Source organism: Ramlibacter monticola (assembly GCF_016722785.1).
In the GTDB taxonomy this organism is placed as follows: domain Bacteria; phylum Pseudomonadota; class Gammaproteobacteria; order Burkholderiales; family Burkholderiaceae_C; genus Ramlibacter; species Ramlibacter monticola.
In genome coordinates this window covers 172,523-195,165 of record NZ_JAEQNE010000006.1, presented here as the reverse complement: position 1 = coordinate 195,165, position 22,643 = coordinate 172,523, and the positions used below count along the sequence as shown (strand labels likewise).

Below are 22,643 nucleotides of genomic sequence, written 5' to 3'. Positions count from 1 at the left end.
GCGCCCGTTTCCGTTGGCGGCGGTCCCGTTCAGGCTTCGCGCGCCGACTGCTCCAGGTGGGCGCGGCGCATCGGGCGCAGCGCGAACCAGGCGAGGGCCGCCGCGATCGCGTTCATCACGCTGGCGACGATGAACACGGCGTGCCAGCTGCCGGTGGCGGCGGTCAGCACGCTGGAGAGCGGCACCAGCAGCGCGGCCGTGCCCTTGGCGGTGTACAGCAGGCCCGCGTTGGCGGCGGCGTACTTCGAGCCGAAGGTGTCCGCGCAGGTCGAGGGGAACAGGCTGTAGATCTCGCCCCAGGCGAAGAACACCAGGCCGGTCAGGATCACGAAGGCGATCGGGTTGTGGCCGAACTTGTAGAGGCAAAGGATGCCCACCGCTTCCAGCGCGAAGGCGATGAACATCGTCAGCTCGCGGCCGATCTGGTCGGACACCCAGCCGAAGAAGGGACGGGTGAGGCCGTTGAGGACGCGGTCGATGGCCAGCGCGAAGGTCAGCGCGGGCAGCACCAGGCCCATGATGTTGACCGGCACGCCGTCGATCTTGAAATCCCTGGCGATCGGCGCCAGCTGCGCGGTGGCCATCAGGCCGCCGGCGGCGACCATCACGAACATCAGGTACATGACCCAGAAGACGGGCTTGCGCACCATCTCGCCGGTGGTGTAGTCGCGGCGCGACTGCATCACCTTGGCCGAGCCGGCGGCGCCGCTCTTGTGCTCGGGGGCGCGGGTCAGGAACCACGACAGCAGGAAGATGATCGCGCCCTGGCCGATGCCGAAGTACAGGAAGGCCGCTTCGTAGCCGTGCGACTGGATGTAGGCCGAAATGGGCACCACGGTGAGGGCGGAGCCGGCGCCGAAGCCGGCGGCCGTCAGGCCCGCGGCCAGGCCGCGGCGGTCCGGGAACCACTTGAGCGCGTTGCCCACGCAGGTGCCGTACACGGCCCCCGCGCCGACGCCGCCGACGGCCGCGCCCACGTACAGCAGCGTCAGCGTGTCGGCATAGGCGTTGATCATCCAGCCGAGGCCGGCCAGGATGCCGCCGCCCATCACGACGACGCGCGGGCCGTACTTGTCGACCAGCCAGCCCTCGATCGGCACCAGCCACGTCTCGGTCAGCACGAAGATGGTGAAGGCGACCTGGATCGCCGCCCGGGTCCAGTGGTACTTGTCCGCGATCGGGTTGACGAACAGCGTCCAGCCGTATTGCAGGTTGGCGATCATCGCCATGCAGATGATGCCCATGACGAGCTGGCCCCAGCGGTAGGCCGATCCGTAGCCGGCGCTGGCGTGCGCTCCGCTGGCAGGGGCGCCGTAGCCCGGTACTGCGTCAACTGTCTTTTCCATCCGATGTCTCCTGAGTCTCTGCTGTCGCCAATGAGGAAGTGGGATTCGCCGCGCCGCATTTCGGTGGGACGGCGCATTCTGGAAGCGGCAGGCGGGGCAAAAAATTGACCGCGGTCATGAACGCGGGTAAGTACCTAAAGGTATTTCTCGCCGGGCCTGGAGTTGTTTGAGGTGGGTCATCGTTCCGAGGGAAACGAACCATCAACGATGCTTTGTTAGAGCATCAATGAAAGTTTGAATGACCCGCGCACCCCGCCTCCCGCCATTCCTGCGGAGGCGGGAATCCAGGCATGGCGACGCAATGAAAAAGCGGCCCGCAGGCCGCTTTCCAGGGGCTCCCGCCTGCGCGGGAGTGAGGAACATTCACGTCTTCGCGTAAGTGAATTTCCGCGAAATCACCATCAGGTGAAGCTGGTTGTCCACGCTTCCCACGCCGGCGACCGTACTCGCGATCCGCTCCGCTTCCACCTTCTCCTTCTCGTTGACCACGATCCCGCTCAACACCACGCGCCCTTCAGATGCGTCGATCTGCACGTCCGTGTGCTGCGTGGATGCGTTGGCCTTCAGCGCCGCGCGCACCTTCGCCGCCAGCGCCAGCCCCGCGAGCTTCGCGCGCGACTGCGGCGTCTCCTGGAACTCGGGCTGCGCCGCCAGCGAGAGGATCGTCTGCGCGGCGCCCTCCACCGTGACGCGGTCGGTGTTGATCACCAGGTCGTACAGCAGCGGATCGCCCCAGGTGACGCCATAGGTGGTGTGCATGCGCGCGGCGTGTGCGTTGTCGCTGCGGCGCACCTCGGCTTCCGCCGACGCGCGGTTGTCGGTCTCCAGGTCGTCCATCACCCACTTGACGCGCGAGTCGAACGAGCGCGTGACGCGCACCCGCAGGACGTGGGGCACGGCGTGCAGCACGCGGGTGGCGCCCCAGCCGCGCAGGATGACGTTGCCGCGCTCCGCCTGGTGGAGGACCTCCTCCTCCGTGTAGAGCGCGAACTGCTGCTTGTCGGTGGTGAAGCGCTCGACCAGGCCGGCCTTGCCTTCGCGCACGCGGCGGATCAGGCTGGGCGGCAGGTGCATGCGCTCCGCCACGTTGTCCACCACCTCGTTGCGCATGATGGCCAGGCCGGCGATCTGGGCGACGCGCTCGGCGACGTCCTTGGCCAGCGAGCCCATTTCCTGGGTCAGTGCGATGACTGGCATGACAGGTCCCCTTCCTCTCTACGGATGACTCAGTCCACGGGCTGCTCGGACGCGAAGTTGCTGCCCTTGGGCGGGCGCAGCTTGTGCACGAGCTTCGAGAGCAGCGGCCAGAACAGCAGCAGCAGCGCCAGGCCGGTGATGGTGCCCACCAGCGGATTGGCCACCATGATCGACAGGTCGCCCTGCGACACCAGCATGGCCTGGCGGAACGAATCCTCCGCCTTGTCGCCCAGCACCAGGGCCAGCACCAGCGGCGCCAACGGGTAGTCGAGCTTCTTGAACACGTAGCCGACCACGCCGAACAGCAGCATCAGCCACACGTCCATCATCGCGTTGTGCACGGTGAAGGCACCGATCGCGCAGATCACCACGATCACCGGGGCGATGATCGAGAAGGGGATGCGCAGGATGGATGCGAACAGCGGCACTGTGGTCAGCACCACGATCAGGCCGGCCAGGTTGCCGAGGTACATCGAAGCGATCAGGCCCCAGACGAAGTCCTTCTGCTCCACGAACAGCAGCGGGCCGGGCTGCAGGCCCCAGATCAGCAGGCCGCCCAGCAGCACCGCGGCGGTCGGCGAACCGGGGATGCCCAGCGCCAGCATCGGGAGCAGGGCGCTCGTGCCGGCGGCGTGCGCCGCGGTTTCCGGCGCAACCACGCCTTCGAGCTGGCCGGTGCCGAACTTGGCGCCGTCCTTCGACATCTTCTTCGCCAGGCCATAGCTCATGAAGGAGGCCGGCGTCGCGCCGCCGGGGGTGATGCCCATCCACATGCCGACCAGTGAGCTGCGCACCGAGGTCATCCAGTACTTTGGCAACTGCTTCCAGGTCTCGAGCACGACCCTCGGGCTGATCCTGGCGGTCTTGCCGGAAAAGGCAAGGCCTTCCTCCATCGACAGCAGGATCTCGCCGATGCCGAACAGGCCGATCACCGCGATCAGGAAGTCGAAGCCGCGCATCAGTTCCTCGAACCCGAAGGTGAGGCGCAGCTGGCCGGTGACGGTGTCCATGCCCACGGCGGCCAGCGCGAAGCCGATCGCCATCGAGGCCAGGATCTTGAAGGGCGAGCCCTTGCCCATGCCCACGAAGCTGCAGAAGGTCAGCAGGTACACCGCGAAGAACTCCGGCGGGCCGAACTTCAGCGCGAACTTGGCGACCAGCGGGGCCATGAAGGTGATCATCAGCACCGCGACGAAGGCGCCGACGAAGGAGGAGGTGAAGGCCGCCGTCAGCGCCTGCCCCGCCTGCCCCTTCTGCGCCAGCGGATAGCCGTCGAAGGTGGTGGCCACGGACCACGGTTCGCCAGGGATGTTGAACAGCACCGAGGTGATGGCGCCGCCGAAGAGGGCGCCCCAGTAGATGCAGGACAGCATGATGATCGCCGAGGTGGGCGACATCGTGAAGGTCAGGGGCAGCAGGATGGCGACGCCGTTGGCGCCGCCGAGCCCCGGCAGCACGCCGATGAGCACGCCGAGCGTGATGCCCACCAGCATGAGGAGCATGTTCATCGGCGTCAGGATGACGCTGAAGCCATGGAACAGTGCGCTGAGTTCGGTCATGAGCGGAAGTCCGTTGCCTGGTTGCGGGGCGGGCTCAATAGCCCAGGAAGCCGAGCGGGTTCAGGACGCCCTTGTGCAGCGGGACCTTGAACCAGACTTCGAACATCGCGAAGAAGATGGCGGCGATCGCGAGCGCGAGCAGCACGCTCTTCACGCGCGGGAACTTGCCCAGGATGATCATGAAGCCGGCGATGTAGATCGCCGAGGCCACGTACATGCCCACGAGCTGGATCGCGCCGACATAGACCGCGGCGGGGATCAGCACCACCAGCACGCGCTTGATCTGCTCCCGGTCGACGAAGATCTCGGTGTTGCGCTTCTTGCCCAGCAGCGACTGGTACAGGATGCCGCCACCGGAGACGCACAGGATCACGCCGATGTAGAACGGAAAGTAGCCGGCGCCGGGGCCGTCGCTCATCCAGCCCGCGCCGAGCTTCCAACTCGTCGTGGTGACGACCAGGCCCATGAGCAGCACCAGGGCCGCGACGACGGCCTCGACCGCGAACGTGGGCACGCCCGTGCGCTCGGCGCCTTCGGGCTGCTGTTGGATCTCCATTGCGCTTGTCTCCTGCCGCCTGCCGGCCTGTTGCGTGAATCGTTCTCGGAAAGGGGAACCTGGAAACGGAACGCCCCCGGCGTGCGGGGGCGTTAGTGGACGGCTACTTGGCGAGGAAGCCGGCGTCCTTCATCAGCTCGCGGTGGTTCTGCTCCGCCTTGCCCAGCCACTGGAAGAAGGCGTCGCCGTCCATGTAGGTCTGGTTGAACGCGCCCTTCTCCATGTAGTCCTTCCACTCGGGCGTCTCGCGGACCTTCTTCAGCAGGTCGACGTAGAACTGCTTCTGCTCCGCGCTGACGCCGGGCGGCATGAAGATGCCGCGCAGCATGGTGTAGTGCGTGGGCACGCCGGATTCGGCGCAGGTCGGGATGTCGCCCCAGGACATGGTGTCGGTCACCTTGTTCTTGTACGGCATGCGCTTTTCGTCGAACACGCACAGCGGCCGTAGCTGGCCGGCGCGCCACTGCGCCACGGCTTCGATGGGGTTGTTCACCGTGGAGTCCACGTGCTTGCCGACCAGCTGCACGGCCACTTCGCCGCCGCCCTTGAAGGGCACGTAGATGAACTTGGCGCCCGTGGCCTTCTCGAGGCCCACGGTGAGGATCTGGTCCTCCTGCTTGGAGCCGGTGCCGCCCATCTTGATCTTGCCCGGGCCTGCGGCCTTGGCGGCGGCGAGGTAGTCCTTGGCGGTCTTGTAGGGCGTCTCGGCGTTGACCCACAGCACGAAGTTGTCCAGCGCCATCATCGACACCGGGGTCATGTCGCGCCAGTTGAAGGGCACGCCGGTGGCCAGCGGGGTGGTGAACAGGTTCGACAGCGTCACCACGATCTTGTGCGGATCGCCCTTGGCGTTCTTCACGTCGAGGAAGCCTTCGGCGCCGGCGCCGCCCGACTTGTTGACCACCACCAGGGGCTGCTTCATCAGGTTGTGCTTGACCACCACGCCCTGGATCAGGCGGGCCATCTGGTCCGCGCCGCCGCCGGTGCCGGCGGGCACCACGAACTCCACGGGCTTGGAGGGTTCCCACGCCGCGAAGGCGGGTGCCGCGAACATGGCGGCGGAAGCTGCGACGGCCGACAGGGCGACCGACGTGCGGAACATGACTTTGCTTGGCTTCACGCTTTTGTCTCCTTGAGCTTGCCCCGCCGCGCCATCTTGTCCGTTGATGACGTCCATCGCGAGACCGCGTCGCATGCTCCGGCCAACCGGCTCCGAATCCTCTTGACTGCGGTCAATTTTGCGGAAATCAGGACGGCGTCTAGGGAAAGTCCGGGGGCGGTGCGACGCCTCTCTGCGGGGCGGAAAACACTCTGGCGCGAAGGGCACGCAGGCGTCCATCGGTGCGACTACCGAGGAACGCGTGAACATTCTTCCTGCTGGGCCCCCATGCGAAAGCGGCGCCGGGAGAGGCGCCGCGCTGCGGAGGTGGCCGTTCAGGATTGCCTGCGGCCGCGTGCACGGGCCAGCGCATCGACCAGGAACTCGGCGTCGTAGGCGCGCAGCAGGTGCGGCAGCTCCTTCTCGACGTAGGCGCGCAGGCCTTCGCGGCCCTCGCCGTGGCGCTGCGGGTCCCAATCGCAGGTCAGGTCCAGCTCCTCGTCGGCGCTGCAGACATGGGAAAGAGGCGTGGCCTGCACGGGCGTGCTTTGCTGGCGCATGACGGTCTCCTTTCGTACTCCGATGCCTTGCACTCTAGGCGCCTGGTTCGATTAATGATAGTGAAAGTAGTTGATGGTTTCCATCATCTGCAGATTATGATCGGCACGCATGAAGAACGCCACCCTGCGCCAGCTCAAGGTCTTCGAGGCCGTGGCGCGGCACCGCAGCTTCTCGCGGGCCGCGGAGGAACTGCACCTGACCCAGCCGGCCGTGTCGACGCAGGTGCGCAAGCTCGAGGAGCACGCGGGCCTGCCGCTGTTCGAGCAACTGGGCAAGAAGATCCACCTCACGCCGGCGGGCGCGCAGATGCTGCAGTCGAGCCGCGAGATCATCCAGAAGTTCCAGGAAGCCGAGGAGGCGATGGCCCAGTACAAGGGCGTCTCCGGCGGTCGGCTCAATGTCTCGGTCATCAGCGCCGGTGACTATTTCTTTCCGCGCCTGCTCGTCGAGTTCGCGCAGCGCCACGAGGGCGTGACGCTGAACTTCGGCGTCTGCAACCGCGAGGAACTGCTGGCCCAGCTGCGGGACAACACGACGGACCTCGCGGTGATGGTGCGCCCGCCGGAGGACGAGGACACGGTGGCGGAGGCCTTCGCGCCGCACCCCTACGTGGTGGTGGCCGCGCCCACGCACCCGCTGGCGAAGACGCCGCGCATCCCGATCTACCGCGTGATCCGCGAGCCCTTCGTGGTGCGCGAGAAGGGCTCCGACACCTGGAACTCGATGGCGCAGGCCTTCGGCGGCAACCTTGGCGGGCTCAACGTCGCGATGGAGATCCGCAGCACCGAGACCATCAAGCAGGCGGTGATGGCGGGCATGGGGGTGAGCTTCCTGTCGGCGCACACCGTCAGCCGCGAACTGCAGGCGGGCAGCCTCGCGGTGCTCGACGTGCAGGCCTTCCCGCTGATGCTGAACTGGTTCGTGGTGCACCGGCGCGCCAAGCGGCTGCCGCCGGTGGCGCAGGCCTTCAAGAACTTCCTGCTGGCCGATGGCGCGACGCTGATCGACCAGGCGCTCGGTGTCAGGCCGGCGAAGCCTGCCGCACCCAGGACTGCCACCCGGTCGAAATAGCCAGGCCGCGCTGGCGCGCGAACTCGCCGGCACTCATCTTGCCGCTGCCCTCGGGGCGCAGCTTCAGGATCTCGACCAGGCCGCCCTGGGCCCAGATCACGATCGAGTGCTCGGTGACGCCGGCGACGTCGCCCGGCTTGTGGCCGCGCGCGACGAAGCGCCCCACCACGTGCTTGCGGCAGTCGTACACGCGCACCTTCGTCCCATCGAGCATCATCCAGGCGCCCGGCGCCGGGTTGCAGGCGCGGATCAGGTTGTAGATGGTGTCCACGTGGCCGGGCCAGTGGATCTCGCACTCCTCGTCGTGCATCCAGCCCTCGTAGGTGGCGGTCGATTCGTCCTGCACGCGCTCCTCGTGGCGGCCGGCCATCACGAGGTCGGTGGCCTCCAGCAGGGCCGCCACGCCCAACGGGAACAGCTTGTTGAAGTAGACCTCGCCGAGCGTCTCGTCGGCGCCGATGTCGCAGGTCTTCTGCAGCACCACGGGGCCTTCGTCGAGGCCGTCGGTGGGGCGGAAGATCGTGATGCCGGTGCGCTTCGCGCCGAGCGCGATCGGCCAGCTGATGGACGACGGCCCGCGGTGCAGCGGCAGCAGCGAGGGATGGAACTGGATCGTGCCGTGCCTGGGGATGTTGACGAAGGACTGCGGCGCGAACTGCAGCACGTAGGCCATGATGCCGATGTCCGCGTCGAGCGAACGCATGGCGGCTTCGGCCTCGGGGCTGCGCAGGCTGGGGAAGGTGAAGACCTGCAGGCCCAGCGCCAGGGCGTCGGCCTTCAGCGCGTCGGGCCTGGCGCCGGGCTTGTCGGGGACGCAGAACACGCCGGCGATGGTGTCGCCGCGGGCGATGAAGGCTTCCAGGACGGCCTTGCCGAATTCCTGTTGTCCGATGAAGGCGATGCGGGCGATGGCGGGCTCCTTGGTCAGCGCAGCAGGAAGTACGCGGAGATGCAGTAGAGGACCACGGCGAAGATCCGCTTGAGCGGCTGGATCTCCATGCCATGGGCGATGCGCGCGCCGAGCGGCGCGAGGGTCATGCTGGCCAGCGCGATGATCACGAGGCCGGGAACGAAGATGTAGCCGATCGAGCCGGGCGGCGCCTGCGGCAGCGCGCGGCCGGCCCAGATGTAGCCCGCCGTGCCGGCCAGCGCGATCGGGAAGCCCAGCGCCGCGGAGGTGCCCACGGCTTCGTGGATCTTCACGTTGCACCAGGTCATGAAGGGCACGGAGATGAAGGCGCCGCCGGCGCCCACGATGGCCGAGAGCAGGCCGATCACGAGGCCCACGCCGAAGGTGGCGGCCGGGCGCGGAATGGTGCGCGAGGCCTGCGGCTTGCGATTGAGCAGCATCTGCGTCGCCGAGAACGCGATGAAGACGGCGAACAGGATGCCCAGCGCCTTCGAGGGCAGGGCGACCGCCACCTGCGCGCCCGCCAGCGAGCCCAGCACGATGCCGGGCGCGAGCACGCGGGCGATGTCCCAGCGCACGGCGCCGCGCCGGTGGTGCGCGCGCACGGAGGATGCGGAGGTGAACATGATCGTGGCGAGCGAGGTCGCCACCGCCATCTTCACGGTGTACTCGGGCGGCGTCCCGGTGTGTCCCAGCACGAAGGTGAGGACGGGGACCAGCACCATCGCGCCGCCGATGCCCAGCAGGCCGGACAGCAGCCCGGCGCCGACGCCGGCGAGCAGCAGTTCGAGAATCAGGACGGGTTGCAGCAACATCGTTCTTGTGCCGCGCGCGGCGCGCGGGGCGGCCGCCACGCGGCGGACGCATGACGCCATTGTGGCTCAGCCGTGCGAGGGGGCTTCGAAAACGGAGCCGGCCGCGCGAGGCGGCCGGCCGGAATAAGGTGTCTGTAGTGCCACCGGACCGCATCCTGAACCGGGGTTCAGGTGGGCGAGGTCAGCTTCGGCGTTGGGATCATCTGACGCGAGATGTTCACGCTCACCGAGCGATGTTCCAAGCCCTTGCTCGTTGAGCATTGGTTCAAGGAAATATAAAGCCCGATACGCACTGCAGACGAATCCATTCTAGGTCCCAAATCGCCTCCGGGTGCAATGCCACTGCGATGCCATCAGAGATTTTCAGGCTTGACATGATTGCGGCTAAGCTCAACTGCTTTGCCTGTTCGGGTGGACACCAGACAGCCGAACGCAGAGGGCGCAAAGGATACGCAGAGGGCGCAGAAAAAACCTTCAAAAAGGTCTTCTCTGCGCCCTCTGCGCAATCTCTGCGTCCGGCTGTCTGGTTTTCCCGGCCTCAGAGCAGCCGGCCGTCGTCGCCCAGCGCCTTGTCCAGGCGCACCAGCAATTGCGCCATCTTCACGTCGTCGGCGAGGTTGCGCAGGTTGGTGACGGTGGCGTCGCCGTTGGCGAAGCTGGAGGCCTGCAGCGGAGGCGCAGCGGCCTTGCCGGCGAGGTCGAACGCGAGGTTCAGCGCCGCCAGCACCGCGATGCGGTCGCGCGCCTTCACCTTGCCGGCGTCGCGGATGCGGCACATGGCGGTGTCGACCTTCTCCACGGCTTCCAGCAGGCGCTGCTCGCCGCCTTCCGGGCATCCGAGCAGGTAGCTCTGGCCCATGATCTGGACTTCGAGCTGCTTCATGCGGGCGTGTTGAGATCGGGCAGGCGTTCCAGCAGCGCGTCGACGCGCGCGCGGGCGGCCGAGAGGCGCGACTTCAGCGAGTCGCGCTCGGTCGTGAGCAGCTCCACCTGTTCGGCGAGCAGCGCGTTGGTGCGCTGCAGCTCCTCGTAGCGCACGAGCAAACGCTCGACGCGTTCGACGAGGAGGTCGATCTGGGAGCCGCTGGCCATGGCCGCGATTGTAGGGTTTTGTGTCGGCCGCTGCTTTAGAATCCTCGGGTTGGTGCTCGCGGTGTGGTTCGCATGCCGCAGTTCAACGGGAAGCAGGGGGCCTGCCGCGCGCCGCGCGAAAGGCCAACCTGCGCTGCCCCCGCAACGGTAAGCGGAGGGCGAGGCCCGCGGGCCTTGCCCACTTCCATCCTCGAAAGCCACTGGCAGGCGCCTGAAACAGCGCAGCCGGGAAGGCGATGGAACGTTCTTCCGCCAGCCCGGATACCGGCCAACGAAGAGGCCGCGCGTGCAAGCGCGCGGACATTTCGCCCAATGCGCCGGCGGGGAAGCCGGCCCGGGTGTTCGATCCCTTGTCTCCAATGAAAATCAGATCCACGGCTTGCGCACGGGCGATGCTGCTGCCGCTTGCCGTCGCCTCCCTGCCCGCCTGGGCCCAGCCGACCTTGCGGGAAACCGTCGTCACCGCCAACCGCGTCGGCAGCCGCGCCGACGAACTGGTGAGCGACGTCACCGTGATCGGCCGCGACCAGATCGAAGCCTCGACGGCGCGCACGCTCGCCGAGCTGCTGGCCCGCAACGCCGGCCTGCAGATGGCGGCCAACGGCGGCCTGGGCAAGCAGTCCAGCGTGTTCATCCGCGGCACCGAGGACCGCCACACCATCCTGCTGGTGGACGGCGTGCGCGTCGGCTCGGCCACCGCCGGCATTCCCAGCTGGGACGGGATCCCGGTGGAAATGATCGAACGCATCGAGATCCTCAAGGGGCCGGCCTCCGCGCTCTACGGCAGCGACGGCGTCGGCGGCGTGGTGCAGATCTTCACCCGCAAGGGGCGCGAGGGCTTTCATCCCTTCGCCTCGCTCACCGCCGGCACCTACGGGCACGCCACCGGCGCGGCCGGCCTCACGGGCGGGCAGGGCGGCCTGGGCTACACCCTGAGCGTGCAGCGCACGCGCGAGCACGGCTTCTCCGCCACCAACCCGCGCGAGCCCTTCGGCAACTTCAACCCGGATGACGACCCGTTCGAGCAGAACGCGGTCAACGGCTCCTTGCAGTACGACCTGGGCCGCGGCTGGACGGTGGACGCCGGCGCGCTCTACTCCGACGGCATCACCTGGATCGACGACGGCCCGGGCTTCGACTCCCGCTCGGCGATCCGTGCCCTCGCGGCCCATGCAGGCGTCAAGGGCCGGCCCACGGCGAACTGGCAGACCTCGCTGCGCGTGAACCAGGGCGAGGACACCTCCAACAGCATCGTCGCGAGCTTCCCCGGCGCCTTCAAGACGGCGCAGACCGAGTGGGTCTGGCAGAACGACATCGGCACGCCGCTCGGCGTCGTGCTGGCGGGCCTGGAGCACCGCGTGCAGCGCGTGAGCGGCTCGGTCGACTACACGGTCAAGCAGCGGACCATCAACGCCGTCTTCGCCGGCATCAGCGGGGACAGCGGCCCGCACAGCTGGCAGGTCAACCTGCGCCGCGACGACAACTCCCAGTTCGGCGGCGCCACCACCGGTTTCGCCGGCTACGGCTACCGCATCACGCCCGCGTGGCGCGCCAGCGCCTCCTACGGCACGAGCTTCGTCGCGCCCTCGTTCAACCAGCTGTATTTCCCCGACTTCGGCAACCCCGACCTGCAACCGGAGAAGGGCCGCAACTACGACCTCGCGCTCACCTGGGCGCAGGACGGCCACCAGGTGCAGCTGGTGCGCTTCGACAACCGCATCCGCGGCTTCATGACCAACACCACGCTGCCGCAGAACATCCCGCACGCGCGCATCGACGGCTGGACGCTGGGCTACACCGGGGCCTTCGGCCGCCTGGCGCTGCGCGGCTCGCTGGACCTGCTGGACCCGCGCAACGAAGGCGATGGCACGCAGTTGCCGCGCCGCGCCAAGGAGCAGGTGACCGCGGGAGCGGACTGGACCCAGGGCGCCTGGACTTTCGGCGGCAAGGTGCTGGCAGCCGGCGAACGCTTCGACGACGCCGCCAATGCGAACCGGCTCGCCGGCTACGCCACCATCGACCTCTACGCCGACTGGCAGCTGGCGCGCGACTGGAGCCTGCAGGCCAAGGTCAACAACCTCGCCGACCGCGAGTACGAGACCGCCCTGGGCTACAACCAGGCGGGTCGCGCCTTCTACCTCACGCTGCGCTGGCAGCCGAAGTAAGCTCGCCGCCATGCTGGAGATCGCGCGCGGCCCCCGCCGCATCGTCTGCCTCACCGAGGAAGCCACCGAGTGGCTGTACCTCCTCGGCGAGGAGGCGCGCATCGTGGGCATTTCCGGCTACACGGTGCGGCCGCGCCGCGCCCGCGAGGAGAAGCCCCGGGTCAGCGCCTTCCTCAGCGCGAAGATCGACAGGATCCTGGAACTGCGGCCGGACTGCGTGTTCGGCTTCTCCGACCTGCAGGCCGACATCGCCGCGGAACTGGTGCGCAAGGGCGTGCAGGTCACCATCTTCAACCAGCGCAGCGTGGAGGAGATCTTCGCCATGCTGTACCAGGTGGCGGCGATGGTGGGCCGGGCCGACGATGGCCTGCGCCTGCTGGAGGGGATGCGCGCGCGCCTGCTGGAGATCGAAGCCGCGGGCCGGGCCCTGCCGCGCCGGCCGCGCGTCTTCTTCGAGGAATGGGACGAGCCGCACATCAGCGCCATCCGCTGGGTGTCGGAACTCACGGCCATCGCCGGCGGCGACGACGTCTTTCCCGAGCTGGCGCGCGCCCCGCTGGGCAGGGACCGCATCGTCGCCGACGGCGCGGAGATCGTGCGCCGCAATCCCGACATCGTCGTCGGTTCCTGGTGCGGCAAGAAGTTCCGCCCGGAGAAGGTGGCCGCGCGCCCCGGCTGGGAGGGCGTGAACGCGGTGCGCGACGGCCAGTTGTTCGAGATCAAGTCCGCCGACATCCTGCAGCCCGGACCGGCCGCGTTGACTGACGGCGTGGAGCAGCTGCATCGCATCGTCCTGGCCTGGAGCCGCGCGCATGGATGATCTGCGGGTGGCGCGCAGCGAGCTGATCCTGGGCGGCCAGAAGAGCGGCAAGACCTCGCGTGCCGAGGCGCTGGCGGCTGCCTGGCTGGCGCAGTCGGCGGCGCACCGGGCCGTGTACATCGCGACCGCGCAAGCCTGGGGCGAGGAGATGCGCGCGCGGATCGAGCGCCACCGGCAGGACCGCGCGCGGCGCGTGCCGGCCATGGAGACGGTGGAGGAACCGCAGGACATCGTGCGCGCGATCGCCGCGCACAGCCGTCCCGGCACGCTGGTCGTGGTGGACTGCCTCACCCTGTGGCTGACGGCGCGCATGATGCCGCCCCCCGGGAACGTGGCGCTGCCGGCGCCGGAGGAGGAACTGATGGCGCACGCCGTCGCCGCGGCCGCCGGGCCCCTGGTGCTGGTGAGCAACGAGATCGGCCTGGGCGTGGTGCCGATGGGCCGCGAGACGCGCGCCTTCGTCGACGCGCTGGGCCGCTTGAACCAGCAGGGCGCGCGGGCCTGCGAGCGCGTGACGCTGATGGTCGCGGGTCTCCCCGTCCCCGTGAAAGGGCATCCGTGAAGAGGATTCTCGGCGCCCTGGCGCTGGCTCTGGGGCTGGCCCTGCCGGCCGCGGCGGAACTCAGGCTGACCGACGACCGGGGCGTCGGCGTGACGCTGCCCCGGTCGCCGCGGCGCATCGTGAGCCTGCTGCCGTCCCTGACGGAAACGGTCTGCGAACTGGGCGAATGTGCCCGCCTGGTCGGCGTGGATCGCTACTCCAACTTTCCCGCGGCGGTGCAGGCACTGCCCCAGGTGGGCGGCGGAGAAGATCCCAACATCGAGGCCGTGGTCGCGCTCAGGCCCGACGTGGTGCTGATGGCCACGTCCTCGGGCGGCGCGCCGCGGCTGGAGGCGCTGGGACTGAAGGTGCTGGCGCTGGAGCCCCGCACCGCCGCGGAGGTGCAGCGGGTCGCGGAGACGCTGGGCCGGCTGCTGGAAGTGCGCGATGCGCAGCGGCTCTGGCGCGACATCGATGCCGGCGTCGCCGCCGCCGCGCGATCGCTGCCGGCGGCGGCGCGCGGCGCGCGCGTCTACTTCGAGGTGGGCCCCGGGCCCTATGCCGCCGGCCCCGGCTCCTTCATCGGCGAGATCCTGCAACGTCTCGGCGCGCGCAACATCGTCGCCCCGGAGCTGGGACCGTTCCCCCTCGTCAATCCCGAATTCGTGGTGAGGACGGATCCCGACCTGATCCTGATCGGGCTGCGCGATGCCCCTGGCCTCGCGCAGCGCCCCGGCTGGGCGAACCTGCGGGCGCTGCGCGAGAAGCGCATCTGCCTCTTCGACGACGCGCAGTCGGACGTGCTGCTGCGCCCCGGCCCGCGCATGGCGGAAGCCGCGCGGCTGCTGGCCGCATGCATGGCGGCGAAGGCGGGTGGATGAGCGCGCAGACGCACAGCGCAGCGTTCCCCGACCGGCGTGCCGGGCTGACCCATTACTTTCACCTGCCAACATGAACATCCCCGACCTGCACGACCCCGCGCTGGCGCAACGCCTGCAGCACAAGATCGACCGCAAGACCAAGCCGCTGGGCGCGCTGGGTCGCCTGGAGTCCCTGGCGGTGCAGCTGGGGCTGGTCCTCGGCACCGAGACGCCGCGCCTGGAGCAGCCGCAGGTGCTGGTCTGCGCCGGCGACCACGGCCTGGCCGCGCGCGGCGTGTCCGCCTATCCCAGCGACGTCACCTGGCAGATGGTGGAGAACTTCCTCGCCGGCGGCGCCGCCGTCAGCGTGCTGGCGCGCCAGCATGGCCTGGCGCTCACGGTGGTGGACTGCGGCGTCCGGCACGACTTCACGCCGCGCCCCGGCCTGCTGGTCCGCAAGCTGGGTCCCGGCACCGCCGACAGCTCGCAAGGCGCGGCCATGACGCCGGCGCAATGCGAGCAGGCCCTCGCCAACGGCCGCGGCGTCGTGCGCGACCTCCCCGGTAACGCCCTGCTGCTGGGCGAGATGGGCATCGGCAACACCTCCGCCGCCTCGCTGCTGCTGGCGGCCCTGACGGGACAGCCGCTGGCCGATTGCGTCGGCGCAGGGACCGGCCTGGACGAAGCGGGCGTCGCGCGCAAGCTCGCGGTGCTGCAGGAAGTGCAGCGGCGCCATGCCGGCGCACGCGAGCCGCTGCAGGCACTGGCGGCCTTCGGCGGCTTCGAGATCGCCACTCTCGTGGGCGCGGTGCTGCAGGCGGCGGGCGAACGCCGCGTGATCGTGGTGGATGGCTTCATCTCCAGCGCCGCCGCGCTGGTGGCGCAGGCGCTGGCGCCCCACGTGACGCAGCGCTGCGTCTTCTCGCATCGCTCCAGCGAGAGCGGCCATGCCCTGATGCTGCGCCACCTGGGAAGCGGCGCATCCGCGCTGCTGGATCTCGGCCTGCGCCTGGGCGAGGGCTCGGGCGCGGTGCTGGCCTGGCCGCTGCTGCAATCGGCCTGCGCCATCCTGTCCGAGATGGCGAGCTTCGAATCGGCCGGCGTGTCCGACCGCCAGGACCGATGAACGCGCTGCGGCATTACCTGCTGGCCTTGCAGTTCTTCACCCGCGTGCCGGTGACGGGCCGGCTCGCCGCCTGGGTGGGCTACAGCCCGGCGATGCTGCGGGCGAGCGCGGCCCACTTCCCCGGCGTCGGCCTGCTGGTCGGCCTGCTGGCCGCCGCGGTGGCGGGCGGGCTGCTGGTGCTGCTGCCGCCGGTGGGGTTCGCGCCGCTGGTGGCCGCGGTGCTGTCCACCGTCGCCACCGTGCTCTTCACCGGCGCGCTGCACGAGGACGGCCTGGCGGACGTCGCGGACGGCCTGGGCGGCTCGCAGGATCGCCTGCGCGCGCTGGAGATCATGAAGGACTCGCGCACCGGCGCCTTCGGCGTCCTGGCGCTGGTGCTGGCCGTGGCCGCCAAGGTGTCGCTGCTCGCACTGCTCGGTTCCATCGATGCGCGAATGCTGGTTGCGGCACTGGTGCTGGCGCACGTCCTCTCGCGCGGCTGGCCGCTGGTGCTGATCCGCTTGCTGCCCTATGTCGGCGATGCGGCCGGCAGCAAGGCCAAGCCCATGGCCGAGGCCATCGGCGGCGGCGCCCTGGCCGGCGCACTGGCGTGGACCGCGCTGGCCGCGGGGGCCGGCGCCTGGCTGCAGGGCCCCGCCTTCGTGCTGGCGCCGCTGTGCGCCTCCGCCCTGGCGCTGGCCTGGATGGCGCGGCTGTTCCGTCGCCGGCTGCAGGGCTTCACGGGCGATTGCCTCGGGGCGACGCAGCAGGTGTGCGAACTCGCCTGCTACCTCGGCATCGCACTGGCGGCGGCATGAGGCTCTGGCTGGTGCGCCACGCCATGCCGATCGCGGCCGAGGGGCTGTGCTATGGAGCGTCCGACCTCGAGGCGGATCCTGCGGCGACGCAGCAGGCCGCCGCGGCGCTGGCGACATCCGTGCCGCGAGGCCTGGCCGCGCGCTGCTCGCCGCTGCAGCGCTGCCGGCAACTGGCTGTCGCCTTGCAGCAGCTTCGTCCGGACCTGACCTGGCAGGACGACGCGCGGCTGGCGGAATTGGACTTCGGATGCTGGGAAGGGCAGCGCTGGAGTGCCATCGCGCAGGAGGAGTACGCGCGCTGGACCGCGGACTTCGCGCTCTACCGCTTCGGCGGGCGCGAGAACGTGGCGGAACTGATGGCTCGGGTCGCTTCGGCGCTTGCCGAGGCGCGGCGCTCGGGCCGCGACGGGCTGTGGGTCACGCATGGAGGCGTGGCGCGCGCGCTGCACCTGCTGGTGGCGGGGCAGGGCGTCCCGCGCACGGCCGCCGACTGGCCGCGCGAGGGCCTGGGCTTCGGCGAAGCGCGCGTGTTCACCGTGACGGACGCCTAAGAGGGGATGCCGCGTGTGCCTTGATCCGCCGCTGCAGCCCCTCGACAGGGGCCGTATCATCGCGGGCGCCGGGAAGATCGCACACCGGCGGCCCGACATCGTGCTCGGAGTGCTGGACTGGAGTCACCGCCATGCGTGAACGCAGGGCTTTCGCGGCCTTGATCGCCGCGTTCCTTTTCCTCCTGGCAGGCACCGCCCGCGCCGTGGAGGTGATCGACGACCGGGGCGCGCGCGTCGACATTTCGCGGCCGCCCCAGCGCATCGTCTCGCTGATGCCCGCGCTGACCGAAACCGTGTGCGCCCTCGGGGCCTGCGGCCGGCTGGTGGGCGTGGACGACTACTCCAACTGGCCCGCCGCCGTGAACGCGCTGCCCCGCGTGGGCGGCCTGGAGGACGCGCGGGTCGAGGCCATCGTGGCGCTCAGGCCGGACCTGGTCCTGGCGCCGGCCTCCTCGCGGGCCCTGCCGCGGCTGCAGGCGCTGGGCCTCACCGTGCTGGTGCTGGAGCCCCGCACCCTGCGCGACGTGCGGCGCGTGCTGCAGGCCCTCGGCCCGGTGCTCGGCGTCGGGGATCCGGAGGAGGTGTGGCTGCGGATCAACCGCGACGTGCAGCAGGCCGCGCTGCGCCTGCCGGCGGAGCGCCGCGGCACGCGCGTCTACGTGGAGGTGTCCAGCACGCCCTATGCCGCGAGCGAAGGGTCCTTCATCGGCGAACTGCTGGTGCGCCTGGGTGCCGAGAACATCGTGCCGGCCTCGCTCGGGCCCTTCCCCAAGCTCAATCCCGAATTCGTGGTGCGGGCCGATCCGCAGGTGATCATCGTCGCGCGCAACGACGCCGCCTCGCTGCGCACGCGTCCCGGCTGGAGCCGCATCGCCGCGCTGCGCACGGGCCAGGTCTGCGCGCTGGACCAGGCGCACATCGACGTGGTCATGCGCGCGGGCCCGCGCCTGGGCGAGGGCGCGCAACTGCTGGTGGACTGCCTCGAGGGCAAGCTGCAGCAGGGGAGCCCCGGTCGATGAGCGAGGCGCAGCGCGCGCCGGGCGCGCTGGCAGTGGGGCTGGCGGCCGCCAGCGCGGGTCTCCTGGTGGTGGGCATCGCCGTCGGCAGCATGGGCTGGGAGCCCCTGCTCGACCAGAGCGGCGCCGGCCTCACGATCCTGTGGGAGATCCGCCTGCCGCGTACCCTGGGCGCCTGGCTCGCGGGTGCGCTGCTGGGCCTGTCCGGCGCGGTGGCGCAGGGCCTGTTCCGCAACCCGCTGGCGGATCCCTACCTGCTCGGAAGCTCCACCGGCGCCGCGCTGGGCGTGGCCCTGCTGCTGGCGCTGCTGGGGGCCGCGCCCCTCGCCACGGCGGCCTGGGCCATGTCGTTCGGCATGACGGGCGCGGCCTTCGCCGGCGCGGTCTGCGCCGTGATGCTGACCCTGGCGCTCGCGCGGGGCGTGCAGCAAACCCTGCGGCTGCTGCTCGCCGGCGTGATCGTCGGCATGGTGTTCGGCGCCCTGGCCTCGCTGGTGATCTTCCTCGTGCCCGAGCTGCTGCGCAGCATGCAGTCCTTCCTGCTCGGCACCACGGGCTACCTCGGGTGGGCCAGCGTCGGCGTGCTGGCGCTGGTGCTGCTCGCGTGCGGCGCGGTGGCGCTGGCGTGGGGGCGGGCACTGGACGCCCTGGCGCTCGGCGAGACGACGGCCTCCAGCCTCGGCGTGCCGCTGGCCCGCGCGCGGCTGGGCCTGGTCGGCGTGATCGCCCTCGGAACCGGCGCCGCGGTGGCGCACGTGGGCCTGGTCGCCTTCATCGGCCTGATGGCCCCGCACCTCGTGCGCGCGCTCGCCAAGCCCACGCACCGCTGGCTGCTGCCCCTGTCCGGCCTGGCCGGCGGCACGCTGCTGCTGGCCGCGGACGTGCTGGCGCGCTGGCTGCTGGCGCCGCGCGAACTGCCGGTGGGCGTGGTGACCGCCGTGCTCGGGGGGGGCTACCTCCTCGCCCTGATGCAGCGGAGGCCTCAATGAACGTGGCTGCCTTGCGTTGCAGCGGACTGTGCGTGCGGCTCGGCGAGCGCGAGGTGCTGCACGGCCTCGAGCTCGCGCTGCCGGCGGGCCGCTGGACCGCGCTGGCCGGCCCCAACGGCGCCGGCAAGACGACCTTGCTGAAGGCCCTGGCGCAACTGCTGCCGGCGCAGGGGCAGGTCGAACTCCTCGGCCGGCCGGCCCCGCAATGGCCGGTGCGCGAGCGGGCCCGCGCGCTCGCGTGGCTGGGGCAGGCCGAGGCAGGCGCCGAGGACCTGCTGGCGCAGGACGTGGTGATGCTCGGCCGTCTGCCGCACCAGGACTGGCTGGGCGGCGCGAGCGGCGCCGACCACGCCGCGGTGCGCGCCGCGATGGAGGAAACGCAGTGCTGGGACTGGCGCACCCGCCCGCTGGGCAGCCTGTCGGGTGGCGAACGCCAGCGCGTGCTGCTGGCGCGGGCGCTGGCGGTGCAGGCGCCCGTCCTGCTGATGGACGAGCCGCTGGCGCACCTCGACCCGCCGCACCAGGCCGACTGGCTGGCGATCGTGCGCCGCCACGTGGCGCGCGGCGGCACCGCCGTGAGCGTGCTGCACGAGATCGGGCTGGCCCTGCAGGCCGACGACCTCGTCTTGCTGCAGGACGGGCGGGTGGCGCACCATGGCCCTGCCGGCGATCCGGCCACGCATCGCGCGCTGGAGTCGGTGTTCGCGCACCGCCTGCAGGTGCATGCGGTCGCCGGCCGCTGGGTCGCCCTGCCGGTGGAGGAGCGGTGAGCGCCGCACGGCCGCCCGAAGGCGCGGGCCCCCTCCGCTGGCGGAGGGGGGAGGAGAAGGCCGCGAAGCGGACAAGCCTGGGGGAGGTTCTCCCATGACTGCGCGTTGCGTGATGGTGCTGGGGACCAGCAGCGGCGCCGGCAAGAGCTGGCTGGCCACCGCGCTGTGCCGCTGGTATGCGCGGCAAGGCCTGCGCGTCGCGCCCTTCAAGGCGCAGAACATGAGCAACAACGCGCGCGTGGTGGCGGCGGCGGACGGCGCGCTCGGCGAGATCGGCTGCGCGCAGTACTTCCAGGCGCTGGCCGCGCGCGCGGCGCCCGAGGTGCGCATGAACCCGGTGCTGCTGAAGCCCGAGCGCGACGACCACAGCCAGCTGGTGCTGCTCGGGCAAGTCCACCCTCAGCTCACCGCGCTGCCCTGGCGTCAACGGGCCCCGCTGCTGTGGCCGCCGGTGCGCGACGCGCTCGACGCCCTGCGCGCGGAAAACGATGTCGTCGTGATCGAGGGCGCCGGCTCGCCGGCGGAGATCAACCTGCAGGACAGCGACATCGTCAACCTGCGCGTCGCCGCGCATGCCCGGGCCGCCTGCCTGCTGGTCACCGACATCGACCGCGGCGGCGCCTTCGCGCACCTGTACGGCACCTGGGCCCTGCTGGCACCGGAACACCGGGCGCTGCTGCGCGGCTTCGTGCTCAATCGCTTCCGCGGCGACCCGGCGCTGCTGGAGCCCGGGCCGGCGCAGCTCGAAGGGCTCACCGGCGTGCCCACGGTGGCCACGCTGCCGATGGTGTGGCAGCACGGCCTGCCGGAGGAGGACGGCGTGTTCGACGACCGCGCCGCGGCCGCCGGCGAGGTGCGCCTGCGCATTGCGGTGATCGCCTGGCCGCGCATCAGCAACCTCGACGAGTTCCAGCCGCTGAAGAACATCCCCGGCGTGCGCCTGCGCTGGGTGCGCACGCCGGCCGAACTGGCCGATGCCGACTGGGTGGTCCTGCCCGGCTCCAAGAACACGGTCGCCGACCTGCAATGGCTGCGCGCGCAGGGCCTCGCGCGCGCCATCGTCGACCACGCCAACGCCGGCCGGCCGGTGCTGGGCATCTGCGGCGGCCTGCAGGTGCTGGGCGAGGCCCTCGTCGATCCGGCCGACATCGCCGGCAACGCGCCCGGGCTCGGGCTGCTGCCGCTGGTCACGCAGTTCGCGGAGAGCAAGACGGTGCGCCGCACGGGCGTGCGGTTCGAGGCGCTGGCCGGCCCCTGGTCCGCGCTGTCCGGCCTGCAGGTGCAGGGCTACGAGATCCACACCGGCCAGACGGCGCAGCATGCGGGGATGGCGCCGGGGCGCATCGCGCTGCCGCATGGACTGGGCTGGACCAACGAGCAGGGCAACGTGCTGGGCATCTACCTGCATGGCCTGTTCGAGGACGCCGGCGTGCTGCAGGCGCTGTTCGGCGCCGCCGCACCGACGCTCGATTCCGTGTTCGACCGGCTCGCCGATGTCATCGAGTCGCATTTCGCCACCGGCGCTCTGGCCGGACTGATTGCCTGCTGATTGATCTGGAGCAGGGTCCAGGGCCGAGGCGGTAAAAACGCGGGGTACCCAATCCGGACGTTGCGGTCCATACTTGGTCAGCCGGGGCACGGGGCCGCGGCGTCCCTGGGGCGTTGCAACATGTACAAGAAGATCCTGCTCGCATACGACGGCTCGGACGCGGGCCAGAAGGCACTGCTGGACATCCGCGAACTGGCGCAGTGGTCGAATTCGGAACTGCACCTGGTGGCCGTGATGCCCTCCGCGATGAGCTTCGTCGGCCTGGAAGGCGGCGTGTACGACGTCGAACTCGAGGAACGGGAGAAGAGGAAGTACCGCGGTGTCCTCGACGACGGCCTGCGGCGCCTCGGCGAGGCCGGCTTCACGGCGCGCGGCGAAGTCGTGACGGGCGAAGCGATCGACGAGATCTGCAAGTACGCGCGGCGCATCGCGGCCGACCTGATCGTGGTCGGCCACAAGCACCTGGACAGCTGGGCCGCCCGCTGGTGGCGCGGCTCGATCTCCGGGGCGCTGATCGAGCACGCCCCCTGCAGCGTGCTCGTCGTCATCATCCACTAGCCGAAGCATGGGCGCCATGCCGCTTCCCACCGGCCCCGGCCGGATGCCGGATCCATCCCTCGCGCGGGTTCAGTACAGCCGGCGCGCCGGGCACTACGACCTCGAGCTGATGCCCTTCGAGCCGGTGCGCCGCGACGCGATCGCGGCGCTCGAACTGCAGCGGGGCGCCACCGTGCTCGACGTGGGCTGCGGCACCGGCCTCAGCTTCGAGGGCCTGCGGCAAGGCGTCGGAGCTGCCGGCCGCATCGTCGGCATCGAACCCTCGCCGGAGATGCTGGCGCAGGCCCGCCGGCGCATCCAGGGCCGCCGCTGGAACGGCATCGAACTGCTGGAGGCTACCGCCGCGCAGGCGCCGCTGGAGGGCCTGGCGGATGCCGCGCTGTTCCATTTCACGCACGACGTGCTGCAGGACGAAGCGGCGCTCGACCACATCCTCGCCCACCTGAAGCCGGGCGCGCGGGTGGTGGCCGTGGGCCTGCAGTGGGCGCCGGCCTGGTGCGTGCCGGTGAACATGTTCGTGCTGGGCGCGGCGCTGTACTCGGTCACCTGCCTCGCCGGACTGGACCAGCCCTGGCGCCTGCTCGCTGCCCGCCTGCGCGACGTGCGGGTGCGCACGCCCGGCTTCGGCGGCGTCTACATCGCTTCCGGCGACGTCTAGCCACACAGGTTCGCGCACGCGACAAACTTCACGCGCG

24 protein-coding genes and 1 riboswitch are annotated in these 22,643 nt (G+C 70.4%); of the genes, 14 read left to right on the top strand and 10 right to left on the bottom strand.

Annotated features, from left to right (window positions below):
• Positions 1 to 29 precede the first annotated feature (29 nt).
• The 6 genes from oxlT to JJ685_RS21635 all read right to left on the bottom strand — a co-directional run bounded on the left by oxlT (position 30) and on the right by JJ685_RS21635 (position 6,317).
• Complete coding sequence (gene oxlT / locus JJ685_RS21660) at positions 30 to 1,244, bottom strand: oxalate/formate MFS antiporter (RefSeq protein WP_236599202.1); 1,215 nt, start codon at positions 1,242 to 1,244, stop codon at positions 30 to 32.
• Positions 1,245 to 1,709: 465 nt separating this feature from the next.
• A complete protein-coding gene (locus tag JJ685_RS21655) occupies positions 1,710 to 2,543 on the bottom strand; it encodes a cytidylate kinase family protein (RefSeq protein ID WP_201676420.1) in 834 nt (277 codons plus the stop codon).
• A 29-nt stretch (positions 2,544 to 2,572) separates the two neighbouring features.
• Positions 2,573 to 4,102 carry a tripartite tricarboxylate transporter permease gene (locus JJ685_RS21650; RefSeq protein WP_201676419.1) on the bottom strand — a complete coding sequence of 510 codons (1,530 nt, stop codon included), beginning with the start codon at positions 4,100 to 4,102 and terminating at the stop codon, positions 2,573 to 2,575.
• A 34-nt stretch (positions 4,103 to 4,136) separates the two neighbouring features.
• Positions 4,137 to 4,658, bottom strand: coding sequence for a tripartite tricarboxylate transporter TctB family protein (locus tag JJ685_RS21645; protein WP_201676418.1), 522 nt, complete (start codon positions 4,656 to 4,658; stop codon positions 4,137 to 4,139).
• A gap of 103 nt (positions 4,659 to 4,761) precedes the next feature.
• Entirely contained in the window at positions 4,762 to 5,760 is a 999-nt protein-coding gene (locus JJ685_RS21640) for a Bug family tripartite tricarboxylate transporter substrate binding protein (RefSeq protein ID WP_201676603.1), read from the bottom strand.
• A gap of 332 nt (positions 5,761 to 6,092) precedes the next feature.
• Positions 6,093 to 6,317 (bottom strand): hypothetical protein, encoded by a 225-nt coding sequence (locus JJ685_RS21635; protein ID WP_201676417.1) that lies wholly within the window; start codon positions 6,315 to 6,317, stop codon positions 6,093 to 6,095.
• Between the two features lie 109 nt (positions 6,318 to 6,426).
• On the opposite strand from JJ685_RS21635, the gene JJ685_RS21630 reads away from it, so the two are divergent.
• Complete coding sequence (locus JJ685_RS21630; protein ID WP_201676416.1) at positions 6,427 to 7,389, top strand: LysR family transcriptional regulator; 963 nt, start codon at positions 6,427 to 6,429, stop codon at positions 7,387 to 7,389.
• Here the strand turns inward: JJ685_RS21630 and JJ685_RS21625 are convergent.
• From JJ685_RS21625 to zapB, 4 genes are all read right to left on the bottom strand, one after another.
• A complete protein-coding gene (locus JJ685_RS21625) occupies positions 7,340 to 8,281 on the bottom strand; it encodes a methionyl-tRNA formyltransferase (protein WP_330901820.1) in 942 nt (313 codons plus the stop codon). The two genes, JJ685_RS21630 and JJ685_RS21625, sit on opposite strands and share 50 nt — an antisense overlap.
• 32 nt (positions 8,282 to 8,313) lie before the next feature.
• Positions 8,314 to 9,114, bottom strand: coding sequence for a sulfite exporter TauE/SafE family protein (locus JJ685_RS21620; protein WP_201676415.1), 801 nt, complete (start codon positions 9,112 to 9,114; stop codon positions 8,314 to 8,316).
• A gap of 538 nt (positions 9,115 to 9,652) precedes the next feature.
• Positions 9,653 to 9,997 carry a cell division protein ZapA gene (locus JJ685_RS21615; RefSeq protein WP_201676414.1) on the bottom strand — a complete coding sequence of 115 codons (345 nt, stop codon included), beginning with the start codon at positions 9,995 to 9,997 and terminating at the stop codon, positions 9,653 to 9,655.
• A complete protein-coding gene (gene zapB / locus JJ685_RS21610) occupies positions 9,994 to 10,206 on the bottom strand; it encodes a cell division protein ZapB (protein WP_201676413.1) in 213 nt (70 codons plus the stop codon). The genes JJ685_RS21615 and zapB overlap by 4 nt, the downstream gene beginning before the upstream one ends.
• 34 nt (positions 10,207 to 10,240) lie before the next feature.
• Positions 10,241 to 10,493, top strand: a riboswitch (cobalamin riboswitch).
• Positions 10,494 to 10,565: 72 nt separating this feature from the next.
• Between zapB and JJ685_RS21605 the strand changes: the two genes are divergently transcribed.
• The 13 genes from JJ685_RS21605 to JJ685_RS21545 all read left to right on the top strand — a co-directional run bounded on the left by JJ685_RS21605 (position 10,566) and on the right by JJ685_RS21545 (position 22,606).
• Complete coding sequence (locus JJ685_RS21605; RefSeq protein ID WP_236599177.1) at positions 10,566 to 12,371, top strand: TonB-dependent receptor domain-containing protein; 1,806 nt, start codon at positions 10,566 to 10,568, stop codon at positions 12,369 to 12,371.
• Between the two features lie 10 nt (positions 12,372 to 12,381).
• Positions 12,382 to 13,191, top strand: a complete 810-nt coding sequence (locus JJ685_RS21600; RefSeq protein ID WP_201676412.1) for a cobalamin-binding protein — start codon at positions 12,382 to 12,384, stop codon at positions 13,189 to 13,191.
• Entirely contained in the window at positions 13,184 to 13,753 is a 570-nt protein-coding gene (locus tag JJ685_RS21595) for a bifunctional adenosylcobinamide kinase/adenosylcobinamide-phosphate guanylyltransferase (RefSeq protein ID WP_201676411.1), read from the top strand. Before JJ685_RS21600 ends, JJ685_RS21595 begins: the two co-directional genes overlap by 8 nt.
• Positions 13,750 to 14,613 (top strand): ABC transporter substrate-binding protein, encoded by an 864-nt coding sequence (locus tag JJ685_RS21590; protein ID WP_201676410.1) that lies wholly within the window; start codon positions 13,750 to 13,752, stop codon positions 14,611 to 14,613. Before JJ685_RS21595 ends, JJ685_RS21590 begins: the two co-directional genes overlap by 4 nt.
• Positions 14,614 to 14,683: 70 nt before the next feature.
• The gene (gene cobT, locus JJ685_RS21585; protein ID WP_201676409.1) at positions 14,684 to 15,718 is read left to right on the top strand and encodes a nicotinate-nucleotide--dimethylbenzimidazole phosphoribosyltransferase; all 1,035 of its coding nucleotides are present in this window, start codon (positions 14,684 to 14,686) and stop codon (positions 15,716 to 15,718) included.
• Positions 15,715 to 16,515 carry an adenosylcobinamide-GDP ribazoletransferase gene (locus tag JJ685_RS21580; protein WP_201676408.1) on the top strand — a complete coding sequence of 267 codons (801 nt, stop codon included), beginning with the start codon at positions 15,715 to 15,717 and terminating at the stop codon, positions 16,513 to 16,515. Before cobT ends, JJ685_RS21580 begins: the two co-directional genes overlap by 4 nt.
• Positions 16,512 to 17,066: a histidine phosphatase family protein gene (locus JJ685_RS21575; RefSeq protein WP_201676407.1), complete on the top strand. Its 555-nt coding sequence runs from the start codon at positions 16,512 to 16,514 to the stop codon at positions 17,064 to 17,066. The genes JJ685_RS21580 and JJ685_RS21575 overlap by 4 nt, the downstream gene beginning before the upstream one ends.
• 131 nt (positions 17,067 to 17,197) lie before the next feature.
• Positions 17,198 to 18,085: an ABC transporter substrate-binding protein gene (locus JJ685_RS21570; protein WP_201676406.1), complete on the top strand. Its 888-nt coding sequence runs from the start codon at positions 17,198 to 17,200 to the stop codon at positions 18,083 to 18,085.
• The gene (locus JJ685_RS21565) at positions 18,082 to 19,071 is read left to right on the top strand and encodes a FecCD family ABC transporter permease (protein ID WP_201676405.1); all 990 of its coding nucleotides are present in this window, start codon (positions 18,082 to 18,084) and stop codon (positions 19,069 to 19,071) included. Before JJ685_RS21570 ends, JJ685_RS21565 begins: the two co-directional genes overlap by 4 nt.
• Positions 19,068 to 19,841 carry an ABC transporter ATP-binding protein gene (locus tag JJ685_RS21560; RefSeq protein ID WP_201676404.1) on the top strand — a complete coding sequence of 258 codons (774 nt, stop codon included), beginning with the start codon at positions 19,068 to 19,070 and terminating at the stop codon, positions 19,839 to 19,841. Before JJ685_RS21565 ends, JJ685_RS21560 begins: the two co-directional genes overlap by 4 nt.
• A gap of 94 nt (positions 19,842 to 19,935) precedes the next feature.
• Complete coding sequence (locus JJ685_RS21555; protein ID WP_201676403.1) at positions 19,936 to 21,390, top strand: cobyric acid synthase; 1,455 nt, start codon at positions 19,936 to 19,938, stop codon at positions 21,388 to 21,390.
• A 120-nt stretch (positions 21,391 to 21,510) separates the two neighbouring features.
• On the top strand, positions 21,511 to 21,948 hold the full coding sequence (locus JJ685_RS21550; RefSeq protein ID WP_201676402.1) for a universal stress protein: 438 nt from the start codon (positions 21,511 to 21,513) through the stop codon (positions 21,946 to 21,948).
• A 16-nt stretch (positions 21,949 to 21,964) separates the two neighbouring features.
• Positions 21,965 to 22,606, top strand: a complete 642-nt coding sequence (locus JJ685_RS21545) for a class I SAM-dependent methyltransferase (RefSeq protein WP_201676401.1) — start codon at positions 21,965 to 21,967, stop codon at positions 22,604 to 22,606.
• The last annotated feature ends 37 nt before the right edge of the window (positions 22,607 to 22,643 follow it).

What these genes read in the sequence shown, in the direction of transcription:
- oxlT (WP_236599202.1), bottom strand. Translation starts at nt 1,244, where the DNA reads ATGGGCATCATCTGCATGGCGATGATCGCCAACCTGCAATACGGCTGG.
- JJ685_RS21655 (WP_201676420.1), bottom strand. Translation starts at nt 2,543, where the DNA reads ATGCCAGTCATCGCACTGACCCAGGAAATGGGCTCGCTGGCCAAGGAC.
- JJ685_RS21650 (WP_201676419.1), bottom strand. Translation starts at nt 4,102, where the DNA reads ATGACCGAACTCAGCGCACTGTTCCATGGCTTCAGCGTCATCCTGACG.
- JJ685_RS21645 (WP_201676418.1), bottom strand. Translation starts at nt 4,658, where the DNA reads ATGGAGATCCAACAGCAGCCCGAAGGCGCCGAGCGCACGGGCGTGCCC.
- JJ685_RS21640 (WP_201676603.1), bottom strand. Translation starts at nt 5,760, where the DNA reads ATGTTCCGCACGTCGGTCGCCCTGTCGGCCGTCGCAGCTTCCGCCGCC.
- JJ685_RS21635 (WP_201676417.1), bottom strand. Translation starts at nt 6,317, where the DNA reads ATGCGCCAGCAAAGCACGCCCGTGCAGGCCACGCCTCTTTCCCATGTC.
- JJ685_RS21630 (WP_201676416.1), top strand. Translation starts at nt 6,427, where the DNA reads ATGAAGAACGCCACCCTGCGCCAGCTCAAGGTCTTCGAGGCCGTGGCG.
- JJ685_RS21620 (WP_201676415.1), bottom strand. Translation starts at nt 9,114, where the DNA reads ATGTTGCTGCAACCCGTCCTGATTCTCGAACTGCTGCTCGCCGGCGTC.
- JJ685_RS21615 (WP_201676414.1), bottom strand. Translation starts at nt 9,997, where the DNA reads ATGAAGCAGCTCGAAGTCCAGATCATGGGCCAGAGCTACCTGCTCGGA.
- zapB (WP_201676413.1), bottom strand. Translation starts at nt 10,206, where the DNA reads ATGGCCAGCGGCTCCCAGATCGACCTCCTCGTCGAACGCGTCGAGCGT.
- JJ685_RS21605 (WP_236599177.1), top strand. Translation starts at nt 10,566, where the DNA reads ATGAAAATCAGATCCACGGCTTGCGCACGGGCGATGCTGCTGCCGCTT.
- JJ685_RS21600 (WP_201676412.1), top strand. Translation starts at nt 12,382, where the DNA reads ATGCTGGAGATCGCGCGCGGCCCCCGCCGCATCGTCTGCCTCACCGAG.
- JJ685_RS21595 (WP_201676411.1), top strand. Translation starts at nt 13,184, where the DNA reads ATGGATGATCTGCGGGTGGCGCGCAGCGAGCTGATCCTGGGCGGCCAG.
- cobT (WP_201676409.1), top strand. Translation starts at nt 14,684, where the DNA reads ATGAACATCCCCGACCTGCACGACCCCGCGCTGGCGCAACGCCTGCAG.
- JJ685_RS21580 (WP_201676408.1), top strand. Translation starts at nt 15,715, where the DNA reads ATGAACGCGCTGCGGCATTACCTGCTGGCCTTGCAGTTCTTCACCCGC.
- JJ685_RS21575 (WP_201676407.1), top strand. Translation starts at nt 16,512, where the DNA reads ATGAGGCTCTGGCTGGTGCGCCACGCCATGCCGATCGCGGCCGAGGGG.
- JJ685_RS21570 (WP_201676406.1), top strand. Translation starts at nt 17,198, where the DNA reads ATGCGTGAACGCAGGGCTTTCGCGGCCTTGATCGCCGCGTTCCTTTTC.
- JJ685_RS21565 (WP_201676405.1), top strand. Translation starts at nt 18,082, where the DNA reads ATGAGCGAGGCGCAGCGCGCGCCGGGCGCGCTGGCAGTGGGGCTGGCG.
- JJ685_RS21560 (WP_201676404.1), top strand. Translation starts at nt 19,068, where the DNA reads ATGAACGTGGCTGCCTTGCGTTGCAGCGGACTGTGCGTGCGGCTCGGC.
- JJ685_RS21555 (WP_201676403.1), top strand. Translation starts at nt 19,936, where the DNA reads ATGACTGCGCGTTGCGTGATGGTGCTGGGGACCAGCAGCGGCGCCGGC.
- JJ685_RS21550 (WP_201676402.1), top strand. Translation starts at nt 21,511, where the DNA reads ATGTACAAGAAGATCCTGCTCGCATACGACGGCTCGGACGCGGGCCAG.
- JJ685_RS21545 (WP_201676401.1), top strand. Translation starts at nt 21,965, where the DNA reads ATGCCGCTTCCCACCGGCCCCGGCCGGATGCCGGATCCATCCCTCGCG.